The sequence below is a fragment of the Pseudomonas nitroreducens TX1 genome, assembly GCF_000313755.1.
Lineage (GTDB): Bacteria > Pseudomonadota > Gammaproteobacteria > Pseudomonadales > Pseudomonadaceae > Pseudomonas > Pseudomonas nitroreducens_A.
The window spans coordinates 165,388-178,713 of the sequence record NZ_AMZB01000134.1; the positions used below are offsets into that span (position 1 = coordinate 165,388).

The 13,326-nt window shown below is 65.7% G+C and carries 13 protein-coding genes and 1 other RNA gene; 7 read left to right on the forward strand and 7 right to left on the reverse strand.

Annotated features, from left to right (window positions below; all coding sequences use genetic code 11):
* Window positions 1–60: 60 nt before the first annotated feature.
* Window positions 61–1,038, reverse strand: a complete 978-nt coding sequence (locus C167_RS0126690) for an NADPH:quinone oxidoreductase family protein (RefSeq protein ID WP_017521380.1) — start codon at window positions 1,036–1,038, stop codon at window positions 61–63.
* Window positions 1,039–1,199: 161 nt separating this feature from the next.
* Between C167_RS0126690 and C167_RS0126695 the strand changes: the two genes are divergently transcribed.
* The 4 genes from C167_RS0126695 to C167_RS0126710 all read left to right on the forward strand — a co-directional run bounded on the left by C167_RS0126695 (window position 1,200) and on the right by C167_RS0126710 (window position 6,776).
* On the forward strand, window positions 1,200–1,613 hold the full coding sequence (locus C167_RS0126695; RefSeq protein ID WP_017521381.1) for a flagellar basal body-associated FliL family protein: 414 nt from the start codon (window positions 1,200–1,202) through the stop codon (window positions 1,611–1,613).
* A 229-nt stretch (window positions 1,614–1,842) separates the two neighbouring features.
* Window positions 1,843–2,916: an HlyD family secretion protein gene (locus C167_RS0126700; RefSeq protein WP_026079306.1), complete on the forward strand. Its 1,074-nt coding sequence runs from the start codon at window positions 1,843–1,845 to the stop codon at window positions 2,914–2,916.
* Window positions 2,913–5,648 (forward strand): ribosome-associated ATPase/putative transporter RbbA, encoded by a 2,736-nt coding sequence (gene rbbA / locus C167_RS0126705; RefSeq protein ID WP_017521383.1) that lies wholly within the window; start codon window positions 2,913–2,915, stop codon window positions 5,646–5,648. Before C167_RS0126700 ends, rbbA begins: the two co-directional genes overlap by 4 nt.
* A gap of 3 nt (window positions 5,649–5,651) precedes the next feature.
* Window positions 5,652–6,776, forward strand: coding sequence for an ABC transporter permease (locus C167_RS0126710; RefSeq protein ID WP_017521384.1), 1,125 nt, complete (start codon window positions 5,652–5,654; stop codon window positions 6,774–6,776).
* A 236-nt stretch (window positions 6,777–7,012) separates the two neighbouring features.
* On the opposite strand, the gene C167_RS0126715 is transcribed toward C167_RS0126710, so the two are convergent.
* Entirely contained in the window at window positions 7,013–8,872 is a 1,860-nt protein-coding gene (locus C167_RS0126715; RefSeq protein WP_017521385.1) for a diguanylate cyclase, read from the reverse strand.
* 44 nt (window positions 8,873–8,916) lie between these two features.
* Window positions 8,917–9,378 carry an EVE domain-containing protein gene (locus tag C167_RS0126720; RefSeq protein ID WP_017521386.1) on the reverse strand — a complete coding sequence of 154 codons (462 nt, stop codon included), beginning with the start codon at window positions 9,376–9,378 and terminating at the stop codon, window positions 8,917–8,919.
* A 310-nt stretch (window positions 9,379–9,688) separates the two neighbouring features.
* Here C167_RS0126720 and C167_RS35325 point away from each other — a divergent pair, with 310 nt between their 5' ends.
* Window positions 9,689–9,823: a hypothetical protein gene (locus C167_RS35325; RefSeq protein WP_017521387.1), complete on the forward strand. Its 135-nt coding sequence runs from the start codon at window positions 9,689–9,691 to the stop codon at window positions 9,821–9,823.
* Window positions 9,824–9,859: 36 nt separating this feature from the next.
* Here C167_RS35325 and C167_RS0126730 read toward each other — a convergent pair whose 3' ends face one another.
* The 4 genes from C167_RS0126730 to C167_RS0126740 form a co-directional block, all read right to left on the reverse strand.
* A complete protein-coding gene (locus tag C167_RS0126730) occupies window positions 9,860–10,489 on the reverse strand; it encodes a 5-formyltetrahydrofolate cyclo-ligase (protein ID WP_017521388.1) in 630 nt (209 codons plus the stop codon).
* 9 nt (window positions 10,490–10,498) lie between these two features.
* A non-coding RNA gene (gene ssrS, locus C167_RS33965) (6S RNA) lies at window positions 10,499–10,677 on the reverse strand.
* 32 nt (window positions 10,678–10,709) lie between these two features.
* Window positions 10,710–11,039, reverse strand: a complete 330-nt coding sequence (locus C167_RS0126735) for a cell division protein ZapA (RefSeq protein WP_017521389.1) — start codon at window positions 11,037–11,039, stop codon at window positions 10,710–10,712.
* Window positions 11,036–11,245 carry a TIGR02449 family protein gene (locus C167_RS0126740; protein ID WP_017521390.1) on the reverse strand — a complete coding sequence of 70 codons (210 nt, stop codon included), beginning with the start codon at window positions 11,243–11,245 and terminating at the stop codon, window positions 11,036–11,038. The genes C167_RS0126735 and C167_RS0126740 overlap by 4 nt, the downstream gene beginning before the upstream one ends.
* A 183-nt stretch (window positions 11,246–11,428) precedes the next feature.
* On the opposite strand from C167_RS0126740, the gene C167_RS0126745 reads away from it, so the two are divergent.
* Complete coding sequence (locus C167_RS0126745; protein ID WP_017521391.1) at window positions 11,429–11,983, forward strand: UPF0149 family protein; 555 nt, start codon at window positions 11,429–11,431, stop codon at window positions 11,981–11,983.
* Window positions 11,984–11,991: 8 nt separating this feature from the next.
* On the forward strand, window positions 11,992–13,326 hold the full coding sequence (gene pepP, locus C167_RS0126750) for a Xaa-Pro aminopeptidase (protein WP_017521392.1): 1,335 nt from the start codon (window positions 11,992–11,994) through the stop codon (window positions 13,324–13,326).

Genomic DNA, 13,326 nt, shown 5'->3' on the forward strand with positions numbered 1-13,326 from the left:
ATTTTGTAGGAGCGGAGCTTCTCCGCGAAACGCGGATGAAATCCGCGCCCCCGGAACCCGTCAGCGTACGGCAACCACCACCTTGCCCACCGCCTTGCGCTGGCCCAGGTGATTGATCGCGTCGGCGGCCTGCTCCAGTGGATAGGTCTGCGACACCAGCGGCTTGATCTTGCCCTCGGCGAACCAGGCGAACAACTGTTGGAAGTTCGCTGCGTTGGCCTGTGGCTGGCGTTGGGCGAAGGAGCCCCAGAACACACCGACCAGCGAGGCGCCCTTGAGCAGGGTGAGGTTGGCCGGCAGCGACGGGATGGTACCGCTGGCGAAGCCGACCACCAGCATGCGGCCGTTCCAGGCGATGGAGCGGAAGGCTTCCTCGAACAGATCGCCGCCGACCGGATCGTAGATCACGTCCACGCCCTGGCCGCCGGTGATTTCCTTGAGCTTGTCCTTGAGGCTGCCTTCGCTGTAGTTGATCAGTACGTCGGCGCCAGCGGCCCTGGCCACTTCCAGCTTGGCGTCGCTGCTGGCTGCCGCGATGACCTTGGCGCCCATGGCCTTGCCGATCTCGACGGCCGCCAGGCCCACGCCACCGGAGGCGCCGAGCACCAGCAGGGTCTCGCCCGGCTGAAGGTTGGCGCGCTGCTTGAGCGCGTGCATGGAGGTGCCGTAGGTCATGCCGAAGGCGGCGGCGCTGGCGAAGTCCATGCCGTCGGGAATCGGCATCACGTTGTAGCCGGGCACCGCCACTTCCTCGGCGAAGCTGCCCCAGCCGGTCAGCGCCATCACCCGGTCGCCGGGCTTTACGTGGCTGACCTTCTCACCCACCGCGCCCACCACACCGGCGGCCTCGCCACCCGGGGAGAACGGGAAGGGCGGCTTGAACTGGTACTTGCCCTCGATGATCAGGGTGTCCGGGAAGTTCACCCCGGCAGCGTGAACCTGCAGCAGGACTTCGTTCTTCTTCGGCTCGGGGCTGGCGATGTCTTCCAGCACCAGGGTTTCGGCGGGGCCGAAGGCTTTGCACAGCACGGCTTTCATGAGGACGTACTCCGTTGGAGGTTCTGCTTTGTGAGTAGCGGGCAGTGTAGGAGCGCAGGCACAGGGGGCAAATCACCATGGCCTGGGCTTATGCCCCGATATAGCTTGGGCGGCGGCGCGAGTGTGGCTATCCTTTGCCCATCGAATCCGGAGACATCGCCTTGAGAGCTTTCCTCGCCCTGTTGCTGGCCTTTTCCTTCAGTACCTTCGTCATGGCTTCCGAGTCCGAAGAAGCCAAGCCGGAAGACGCCAACAAGCCTGTATTCTTCGACCTCACTCCCGCACTGGTGGGCAACTACGGCAGCGGTCCGCGCCTGAAATACTTCAAGGCCGACATCGCGCTGAAGGTCACCGGCAAGGAGGCCTCCGAGAAGGTCGAGCACCACGAACCGCTGATCCGCAACCAACTGGTGATGCTGTTCGCCCAGCAGACCGACGAGTCCCTGGGCAGCGTCGACGGCAAGGAGAAGCTGCGCCAGGAAGCTCTCAAGCAGGTGCAGACCGTCCTCCAGCAGGAAGAGGGCAAACCGCTGGTGGACGACCTGCTGTTCAACAACCTGATCGTCCAGCCCTGATTCCCTCGGATGCCACCTCCATGAGCGCGACTCATCTGCGCAGCGCAGGCGTTCCTCGCTCCCGGCTGCGGCCGCTCGCCGCAATGCCGGGCTGAAAGCCCCGTCTTGCAAGGCGCGTAGGAAATTTCCGGCGCGCGCCTGACCTGAATCAAACCCCGTTTACCGCTGCTCGCCGAACATCCCCTCATGATCCGCTCGAATTCGAGCGCCTGGACAAGAGGATATTCGGATGACAGGAACCGCAAAAAGCTGGCGCACTCGCGGACTCTTCGTGGTCGCCGCGGCGGTGCTCGCCGCGCTGGCCTGGCAGACGTTCAAGCCGAACGGCCTCCCCGAAGGCTTCGCCAGCGGCAACGGGCGCATCGAAGCCACCGAAGTCGACGTGGCCACCAAATTGGCGGGCCGCGTGGCGGAGATCCTGGTGGACGAAGGGGACTTCGTCACCGCCGGGCAGGTCGTTGCGCGCATGGATACCCAGGTGCTCAAGGCCCAGCTGGCGCAGGCCGAGGCCGAGGTGCGGCGGGCGCAGAACGCCAAGCTCACCGCCGAATCGCTGGTTGCCCAGCGGCATAGCGAAAAGGCCACCGCCGAAGCCATGGTCGCCCAGCGCCAGGCCGAACTTACTGCCGCGCATAAGCGCTTCACCCGCACCGAGCAACTGGTCAAGCGCAACGCTCTGCCGCAGCAACAGCTCGACGACGACCGCGCGGCGCTGCAGAGCTCCCAGGCAGCGCTGGCCGCCGCACGCTCGCAGGTCATCTCGGCGCAGGCCAGCATCGCTGCCGCCAGTTCCCAGGTGATCGAGGCGCAATCGGCCATCGAGGCCGCCACCGCCAGCACCGTGCGCCTGCAGGCCGATATCGACGACAGCGACCTCAAGGCCCCGCGCAACGGCCGCGTGCAGTACCGCGTGGCGCAGCCGGGCGAAGTCCTTTCCGCTGGCGGCAAGCTGCTCAACATGGTCGACCTGGCTGACGTCTACATGACCTTCTTCCTGCCCTCGGGGCAGGCCGGCAAGGTCGAGCTGGGCCAGGAAGTTCACCTGGTGATCGACGCGGTGCCGGAGTACGTGATCCCGGCGAAAGTCTCCTACGTCGCCAGCGTCGCGCAGTTCACGCCCAAGACCGTGGAGACCGCCAACGAGCGCGAGAAGCTGATGTTCCGCGTCAAGGCGCGCCTCGATCCGGGCCTGTTGGAAAAATACATCACCTACGTGAAAACCGGCGTGCCGGGCATGGCCTATATGCGCCTCGACCCGCAGGTGGAATGGCCGGCTGACCTGCAGATCAAGGTCCCGCAATGAACGCCGCCGACTGCGTGGCCCGTCTGGCTGGCGTCTCGCTGCGCTATGGGCAGACCCGCGCAGTGGACGACGTCACCCTGGAAATCCCGGCCAACCGCATGGTCGGCCTGATCGGCCCGGACGGCGTCGGCAAGTCCAGCCTGCTGGCGCTGCTGGCGGGCGCGCGGAAGATGCAGGAGGGCGAAATCCAGGTGCTCGGCGGCGACATGCGCGACGTGCGCCATCGCCGCGCCGTTTGCCCGCGCATCGCCTACATGCCCCAGGGCCTGGGCAAGAACCTCTACCCGACGCTCTCGGTGTTCGAGAACGTCGACTTCTTCGGCCGCCTGTTCGGCCACGACAAGGCCGAGCGCGAGCGGCGCATCGCCGACCTGCTGCACAGCACGGGGCTGGCGCCCTTCGCCGAGCGCCCGGCGGGCAAGCTCTCCGGCGGCATGAAGCAGAAGCTCGGGCTGTGCTGCGCGCTGATCCACGACCCCGACCTGCTGATCCTCGACGAACCCACCACCGGCGTCGATCCGCTGTCGCGCAACCAGTTCTGGGAGCTGATCGCGCGCATCCGCGCAGGCCGCGAGGGCATGAGCGTGCTGGTGGCCACCGCCTACATGGAGGAGGCCGAGCGCTTCGACCATCTGGTGGCGATGGACGAAGGCAAGGTGCTTTCCACTGGTACGCCTGCCGAGCTGCGCGAGCAGACCGCGACGCCGACCCTCGAAGAGGCGTTCATCGCGCTGCTGCCCGAGGCCAAGCGCGCCGGGCACCACGCGCTGGTGATCCCGCCACGCACGCTGGGCGAGGGCGCCGCTCAGATCGCCATCGAAGCCGAAGGGCTGACGTGCCGCTTCGGGGATTTCGTCGCGGTCGACCACGTCAGCTTCCGCATCGAGCGTGGGGAAATCTTCGGTTTCCTCGGCTCCAACGGCTGCGGCAAGTCCACCACCATGAAGATGCTCACCGGCCTGCTGCCCGCCAGCGAAGGCACCTGTGCGTTGTTCGGCCAGCCGGTGAACGCCAACGACATGCAGACCCGCCGGCGCGTGGGCTACATGTCCCAGGCCTTTTCGCTGTATGCCGAACTGACGGTGCTGCAGAACCTCGAACTGCACGCCAAGCTGTTCCACCTGCCAACCGACCAGATCGGCCCGCGCGTGGAGGAAATGCTCCAGCGCTTCGACCTCGGCAAGGTCCGCAACGAGTTGCCGGACAGCCTGCCGCTGGGCATTCGCCAGCGCCTGTCGCTGGCCGTGGCGGTGATCCACAAGCCGGAAATCCTGATCCTCGACGAGCCCACCTCGGGCGTCGACCCGGTGGCCCGCGACGGCTTCTGGGAGCTGATGGTGGAGCTGTCGCGCAACGACGGCGTGACCATCTTCATTTCCACCCACTTCATGAACGAGGCCGAGCGTTGCGACCGCATCTCGCTGATGCATGCCGGCAAGGTGCTCGACAGCGACACCCCGCAGGGCTTGATCGACAAGCGCGGCCTGCCGACCCTGGAAGCCACCTTCATTGCCTATCTGGAAGAGGCCGCCGGCAGTGCGCCGGTGCCGGACGCCGCGCCTGCGCCGGAAGCGCCCGCCGAGCCGACCCGCTACAAGGGCAGCGACCGTTTCAGCTGGCTGCGCCTGTTCAGCTACGCGCGCCGCGAGGCCATGGAACTGCGCCGCGACCCGATCCGCCTGACCCTGGCGCTGGTGGGCACCGCGCTGCTGATGTTCATCATCGGCTACGGCATCAATATGGACGTCGAGGACCTCACCTACGCGGTGCTCGACCGTGACCAGACCACCACCAGTCAGGCCTACGCGCTGAACATCGCCGGCTCGCGCTACTTCATCGAGAAGGACCCGATCCAGGACCCGGACGACCTGGAGCGGCGCCTGCGCAGCGGCGAGATCAGCCTGGCAGTGGAAATCCCGCCGAACTTCGGCCGTGACCTCAAGCGCGGCGCCGATCCGCAGATCGGCGTGTGGATCGACGGCGCCATGCCGACCCGCGCCAACACCGTGCTCGGCTACGTCCAGGGGCTGCACGCCAGCTACCTTGCCGACCTCGCCCGGCAGAGCGGCAACGCCGCCGCCAGCGCGGCGGCCAGCACTGAAGTGCGCTACCGCTACAACCCGGACGTGGAGAGCCTCAAGGCGATGGTGCCGGCGGTGATCCCGCTGCTGCTGATCATGATCCCGGCGATGCTCACCGCCCTGGGCGTGGTGCGCGAGAAGGAGCTGGGCTCGATCACCAACCTCTACGTCACGCCGGTCACGCGTCTGGAGTTCCTGTTGGGCAAGCAATTGCCCTACATCGGCATGGGCATGATCAACTTCGTGCTCATGCTGGCCATGGCGGTGCTGCTGTTCCAGGTGCCGCTCAAGGGCAGCTTTCTCGCGCTGCTGGTCGGTGCGTTCCTCTACGTGGTGACCAGCACCGGTCTGGGGCTGCTGCTCTCGACCTTCATGAAGAGCCAGATCGCTGCCGTGTTCGGCACCGCCATCGCCACCATGATCCCGGCCATCCAGTTCTCCGGGCTGATCCACCCGGTGTCGTCGCTGGAAGGTGCCGCGGCGTTCATTGGCCAGCTCTACCCGACCTCGCATTTCCTCATCATCAGCCGCGGCGCCTTCTCCAAGGCGCTGGGCCTCCCCGACCTATGGGTCTACTACCTGCCGCTGGCGGTGATGATCGTGGTGCTGACACTGCTCAGCGTGGCCTGCTTGAAGAAGCAGGAGGACTGAGCCATGAGGAAGCTGGCGAACATCTTCAACCTCGGCATCAAGGAATTCCGCAGCCTGGGCCGCGATTACGCGATGCTGATCCTGATCGCCTGGGCCTTCACCCTGGGGGTCTACAGCTCGGCCACCGGCGTGCCGGAAACCCTGCACCACGCGCCCATCGCCATCGTCGACGAGGACCAGTCGCAGCTCTCCACGCGCATCATCAACGCCTTCCAGCCACCGTACTTCCGACCGCCAGAAATGATTGGCCACGCGCAGATGGACCGCGGCATGGATGTGGGTTTGTACACCTTCACCCTGGACATCCCGCCGGACTTCCAGCGCGACGTGCTGGCCGGGCGGCAGCCGGCGATCCAGGTCAACGTCGACGCTACCCAGACCGGACAAGCATTCTCTGGTGCGGGCTACATCCAGAACATCATCGGCACCGAGGTGCGCGAGTTCGTCAGCCGCTACCGCGCCGAAGCGGCGATGCCGGCCGAGCTGGCGGTGCGCATAGAGTTCAACCCGAACCTGACCCAGGCCTGGTTCGGCGCGGTGATGGAAGTGATCAACCAGATCACCATGCTGTCGATCATCCTCACCGGCGCCGCGCTGATCCGCGAGCGCGAGCACGGCACGGTGGAGCACCTGCTGGTGATGCCGCTGACCGCCTTCGAGATCATGATGGCCAAGGTCTGGTCCATGGGCACCGTGGTGCTGGTGGCGGCGGCCATCTCGTTGCAGCTGGTGGTGCGCGGCTGGCTGGACGTGCCGATCAGCGGCTCGGTGGGGCTGTTCCTGCTGGGCGCGGCGCTGCACCTGTTCGCCACCACGTCCATGGGCATCTTCCTCGGCACCGTGGCGCGCTCGATGCCGCAGCTGGGGCTGCTGGTGATCCTCACCCTGATGCCGCTGCAGATACTCTCCGGCGGCACCACGCCGCGCGAGAGCATGCCGGAGCTGGTGCAAACCATCATGCTGGCGGCGCCGACCACCCACTTCGTCAGCCTGGCCCAGGCGATTCTTTATCGTGGGGCCGACCTGTCCATCGTCTGGCCACAGCTGCTGGCCATCGTCGGTATCGGCGCGGCGTTCTTCAGTGGCGCGCTGTGGCGCTTCCGCCGGACCATCGGGCAGATGGCCTGACGCTTCGCCCATTCTGTAGGAGCGAGCTCGCGAACGGACTATCCGGCAGCGCTGACGCCAGGCGGGTTCGCGAGCAAGCTCGCTCCTACAGAGACCCTCGCCCTGACCGCGCGCCTCGCTCCGAAGGGAGAGGGGACTGGTTTGGTGCCGGCGTAAACCGAAGTGTCAGCCGGCATGTTCAGCTCCCTCTCCCTTCAGGGAGAGGGCGGGGGAGAGGGCATGCCTCGCACGAAATTTCAGGTAAGCGTGCGCTCGGCCATATCCGTCGGCCACACACAGGTCTGGTTCCTGCCCTTGTGCTTGGCCGCATACAGCGCTTGGTCGGCCTGGGCGATCAGTTGATCCGGCGCGGCGTCCTGCCCTGGCGTGGCGATGGCCAGGCCGATGCTCACCGTCAGTCGTCCCAGTTCCCCGGCGGGATGTGCGATGCCCATCTCGGCCACGCGCTGGTGGATGCGCGCGGCCACATGGCTGGCGCCTCCAATGCCGGTGTCGGTGAGGATGATGACGAACTCCTCGCCGCCATAACGGCACGCCACATCGCCTTCGCGTTGCAGGCTTTCCTGCAGGCAGCTGGCGAGGCGCCGCAGCGCGTCGTCGCCGGCCAGGTGGCCGAGGCAGTCGTTGAAGCGCTTGAAGTGGTCGACGTCGAGCATCAGTACCGCCAGCGGCGCATCGGCCCGGCGCAGGCGGCGCCACTCGCTCTGAAACTGGCGGTCGAAGTAGCGGCGATTGAACAGGCCGGTTAGGCCGTCCTGCTGCGACAGCTTGTGCAGCTGCGCCTCCAGTTGCAGGCGCTCGCTGTTGTCGCGGGCCACGGCGATCAGGTAGTCGTGGTCGCCCTGGTGAATAAGCTGGGTGTTGATCTCCGCCGGTTGCAGGCTGCCGTCGCGGCGAAGCATCTCGCGTTGGAAGATCATCGACAGGTTGAGCCGGTGCGCCTGCTGCACCAGCTGGATCCAGGCGTGGAAGCCGGGGATGAGTCGCTCGGGATCGTCGCGCAGCAGGTGGCGGAACTCCTCGGCGCTGTATCCCAGGCCGTTGTAGGTCGCGCGGTTCATGTGCAGCAGTTCGCGCTGTTGCAGGTCGAAGATGAACAGCGCGTCGCGGCAGGAGTCAGTCAGGTCCAGCGCCAGTTGCAGGCGTTCGCGGCTTTCACGCAGGTTTGCCTCCACCGATTGGCGCTGCTCGGCTTCCTGGTTGAGCAACTGGTTGCTTGCGCTCAGCGCGGTGGCGCGGCGGGCGTTCTCGCGGGCGAGGAACAGCGCTGCTACCAGCAGCAGGCTGATGGCCATGCCGCCGCTGAATACCACCGTCGGCAGGGGGGTGGACAGCGATTGCACCAGCGTGGCTGTGGGGCGCAGTTCCAGCTCGAAGCTGCGGTTGTCGAGCAGGCGCAGCGGCACCCGCAGCTGTTTCTCGGCATCGCTGCCGGGCTGGTCGCGCACGTAGATCGGCCTGCCATGTTCGAGCAGGCTCACGCTGAACAGGTGGTTGTCGGCCTGCTTGAGCAGGTTGTCCATCAGCGGGCCGACGCGGAAGACGCCCTGCATGAAGCCATCGAAGCGCAGCTGGTTGTCGATGTCGTGGATGTACACCGGCGTATAGAGCACGAAACCGCGTCCGCCCTGGAGCAGTTCGACACTGTCGCTCAGGTGTGCCGTGCCGCTTTCGCGGGCGGCCATCGCCGTGGCGTAGTTGGGGTGCTGCGCAGAGAGACGGAAGTTCAGCGCCGCCTCATTGCCCTGCAGCGGTTCCAGCCAGCGGATGCGCAGGTCCGGATCGGCCCATTGGATCGATTGGTAGCCGGGAAAGCTGCGGACGTAGAAGCGCGCATCCAGCTCCCATTCGGCGCGGGGCATGCGGCCGTGGTGGGTCCACAGCTGGGCGAGCAGATCCAGGCCCTGGACCTGCTCATGGAGATTGGCTTCCAGCTGGTGCGCCAGGCTGCGCCCCTGGTAGGTCAGGCGTTCCTCCACGCGCTGCCGTTCGCTGCGCGCCAGCTCCTCGCTCAGCCAGGTGCTGGCGAGCAGGAGCACGCAGAGCAGGCCGCCGAGCCCGAGGTAAGTAGCTAATGAGGACTGAAGGCGGTGCATACGGCGAATTCCGGGGGCTTCAGTAACCTAATAGCACAATGCCTTTACTTGTGCGCCAGGCCGACGACGATCGCCCACTGTTCGGCGGTCACCGGCATCACCGACAGGCGGCTGCCTTTCTGTACCAGGGGCATCTCTTCCAGTCCGGCCTGCGCCTTGAGCGTGCCCAGCGGGAGCACCGCGCGGAAGGCTTCGACAAAGCTCACGTCGCGGGCTGTCCAGGGATTCTTCTCGTCGCTGGCCTTGGGGTCGTGGTAGTGGCTCTGCGGGTCGAGCGCGGTCGGGTCCGGGTAGGGGGCGCCGTCGATTCGCGCGATGCCGGCAATGCCGGGCTCGGGACAGCTGGAGTGGTAGAAGAAGAACAGGTCGCCCGGCTGCATGCTGCGCATGAAGTTACGCGCCTGGTAATTGCGCACGCCGTCCCAGCGCGCCGTCTTCAGGCGCTGCAGGTCGTGGATCGAGAGTTCGTCGGGCTCGGATTTCATCAGCCAGTAAGCACGTGCCATCCGCGAGGGTCTCCTTGTGCGGGTCGTAATGGTTGTACCAAGGGTAGGCGGGTAGAGGTTTCCCTGCGACAAGTTGCCGGCTCGCCGGAAATCAATTGTAGGAAGAGGATGTAGGAATACCGGCATGAACATTGCCTGAAAGTGCCGGAAGTTTTGGGGGCGGTAGCTCCTCCGACGATCGGTTGGCGTCAGAATTGCGAGAAGCTTTTCATTGTCGGAGAATGCCGCCGTTTTCAGCTTGGCCCGCCGGACGGATAAAAAACCACCGCCGGTCATCGTTGACAGTTTGCCTGGAAGGGGGAGGCAATCGATGAAACGCAAGCCAGATATTTTGTGGGTGTTGGTAATACTTTTCGGTCTGGGTGTCGTCACGACCGGTTACACCCAGAGCCTTTGGGAGCAACGCCAGGGCAACGCCCCGGTGCAGGTCACCCAGCAGCCCTGATTCAGCCATCTCGATCCAGCGCTGCCATCGCCACGGTTATCGCAAGGAACGCGATTCCGTCGCGAGACGGCCATACCAGCCGCCGTCCGTCACTATGCCCATCAGCGGCACATCCCAGCTCGCCAGCTCCAGCTGATCGACCTTCTGGCATTCGTGCGCCAGGCCCAGCAACGTCGGTTTCTGCCAATTTTTGCGCATGCCCAGATAGGCCAGGGTCCGGTCATAGAAGCCCTTGCCCATTCCCAGGCGGCCGCCCTGGGGGTCGAAGCCCACCAGCGGCAGCAACAGCAGGTCCAGGGTCCAGGCCGGGCGCTGGCGCCGTCGGTCGGCTTGCGGCTCGGCGATGTTGTAACGGTTGCGCACCCAGCGCTCGCCAATGCCGACCTGCTGGAAGGTCATGTGCGTGCGCGGCCAATCCGAGAGCACCGGCAGGTAGGTCGCCTTGCCGCGCTTCTGCGCCGCCTTCATGAGCGGGCGCGGGTCGATCTCGCCGTCAGCCGGCAGGTACAGGGCAATGTGTTTCGCCCGGCGGAACAGCGGATGCTGCGCGAGCTGACGATACAGGGATTGGGCGGCGAGACGTTGCTGGAGGGGCGTCAGCGCGCGTCTGGCCTGGCGCAACTGGCGGCGCAGGGCAGGGCGGGAAAGACCGTCGGAATGGATCATGGAAGGGTAAAGCTCCCCGGACATGCCGCTGTCGGGTTAGCCCTTGAACCCGAGAGTTCAAGGTGGTGGTTGCAGTAGGCTTTAAGGCTTTCCGTCGTGCGGACATGCACACCAGCCCAACTGGCAACCCCCGTTGTTGCAATTATCGGCTCAGGGACATCACCGACTGGCCAACACACCAGGGAGCGAGGCTGATTATACCCCAAGGAAATTTCCCTGGTCAGACTTCACCCTGGTCCTTATCAGTGGTAAGGGTATCGGTCGCCAGGGCGCGGTCCACGCGCTCGAGCAGTTCGCGCACGCGCTCGCGGGTGGAGCCGCTGTCCTGCTCCACGCGTTCCTGCTTGTGCAGCAGGTCGTGGGTGATGTTAAGGGCGGCCATTACCGCGACGCGGTCGGCACCGATCACTTTGCCGCTGGAGCGGATCTCGCGCATCTTGCTGTCCAGATAGCGCGCGGCGCTCTCCAGGTTGACGCGCTCGTCCGCAGGGCATGCGATGCAGTACTCCTTGTCGAGGATTTGGACGTTCAGGGTATTCGACTGGCTCATGAGTCCTGCTCCAGGGCTTTAAGACGCAAAATCATCGCTTCGACCTTCTGCCGAGCCAAATCGTTCTTCTCGATCAGATGGGCACGTTCTTCCCGCCAGCTTTTCTCGTTCGCCCGCAGCAGCCGGTTCTCGGCCTTGAGCTGTTCCAGGCGCTGGAGCAGCAGGTCGAACTTGGCGATCAGCGCGTGCAGGTCGGCGTCTTCCATGGGCTCTCGCTTGGGAGTTGCTTAAGTAATCGAGAACTATATAGGACTGCCGTGGGGGTGGGTCAACGCACGGCTGCCCGGCGCGTCGTCACATGGTCTTGCGGTGTGCGCCGGTGCTAGGATAACGGACCCTATTCTATTGCGCGGCGCCTGATGGCGCCTAGCCTTCACCCGGGTTCGATCATGTCCACTTCCAGCTCCGCCTACACCGCCTTCGCCGCCCTGCTCGCCGAGGCCGCCCTGCCGATTTCCCCCGCCGAACTGCACGGCCACCTGCTCGGCCGCGTCTGCGCCGGCTCCGGCTTCGACCAGGGCGAATGGCTGCAGGCCGCTGGTGAACTGCTCGGCGGCGAGCCGGGCGAGCGCCTGGGTGCAGCCCTGGGCGGCCTGCTGGGCATGGTCCAGCAGGACTTCAGCCAGGGCGAGATGGCCGTGGTGCTGATGCTGCCCAACGACGACGAGCCGCTGGCCGCGCGCGCCACTGCCCTGGGTCAGTGGTGCCAGGGCTTCCTCGCCGGCTTCGGCCTGGCGCTGCGTTCCCCCAGCCTGTCGGACGAAGCCGACGAAGTGCTGCAGGACATCGCCGCCATCGCCCAGGTCGGCGGCCAGCTGGAAGAATCCGAAGACGGCGAGGCCGACTATATGGAAGTGCAGGAATACCTGCGCGTCGCCCCGCTGCTGCTGTTTTCCGAATTCGGCAAGGTGCCGGCACCGGCCGAGAAACCCTCCCTGCATTGAGGTCGCGCATGATCCGTATCGCCAAGTCGGAATACGCCCGTCGTCGCAAGGCGCTGATGGCGCAGATGGAACCCAACAGCATCGCCATTCTCCCGGCGGCGCCGATGTACATCCGCAACCGCGACGTCGAGCACGTCTACCGCCAGGACAGCGACTTCCAGTACCTCACCGGCTTTCCCGAGCCGGAAGCGGTGATGGCGCTGATCCCCGGCCGCGAGCATGGCGAATACGTGCTGTTCTGCCGCGAACGCGATCCGGAGCGTGAACTCTGGGATGGCCTGCGCGCCGGCCAGGACGGCGCCATCGCTACCTTCGGCGCCGATGACGCCTTCCCCATCGGCGATATCGACGACATCCTCCCCGGACTGATCGAGGGTCGCGACCGCGTGTACTACGCGCTGGGTGCCAACCAGGAGTTCGACCGCCGGCTGATGGACTGGATCAACGTGATCCGCTCCAAGGCGCGCCAGGGTGCGCAGCCGCCGAACGAATTCGTCGCCCTCGACCACCTGCTGCACGACCAGCGCCTGTACAAGAGCGCCGGCGAGGTGAAGGTGATGCGCTATGCCGCGGAAGTTTCCGCCGGCGCGCACATCCGCGCCATGCAGGCGTGCCGTCCGGGGCTCTACGAATACCATCTGGAAGCCGAGCTGGAATACGCTTTCCGTCAGGGCGGTGCGAAGATGCCGGCCTACGGCTCGATCGTTGCCACCGGCCGCAACGCCTGCATCCTGCATTACCGCGAGAACGACGCGCAGATCAAGGACGGCGACCTGATCCTGATCGACGCCGGCTGCGAGATCGATTGCTACGCCAGCGACATCACCCGCACCTTCCCCGCCAGCGGCACCTTCAGCCCCGAGCAGAAGGCCATCTACCAGCTGGTTCTGGACGCCAACATGGCGGCCTTCGACTACATCGCGCCAGGCCGCCACTGGAATGAAGCCCACGAGGCCACCGTGCGGGTCATCACCGCCGGCCTGGTGGAACTGGGCCTGCTCAAGGGCGATGTCGACGCACTGATCGAGCGCGAGGCCTACAAGGCCTTCTACATGCACCGTGCCGGTCACTGGCTGGGCATGGACGTGCACGACGTCGGTGAATACCGCGTCGGCGGCGAATGGCGCGTGCTCGAACCGGGCATGGCGATGACCGTCGAACCCGGCATCTACATCGCCCCGGACAACACCGACGTGCCGAAGAAGTGGCGCGGCATCGGCGTACGCATCGAGGACGATGTGGTGGTGACCAGGACCGGTTGCGAAGTGCTGACCAATGGCGTGCCGAAAACCGTCGCCGAGATCGAAGCGCTGATGGCGCAGGCCAAGGCCCAGGCCGCCTGA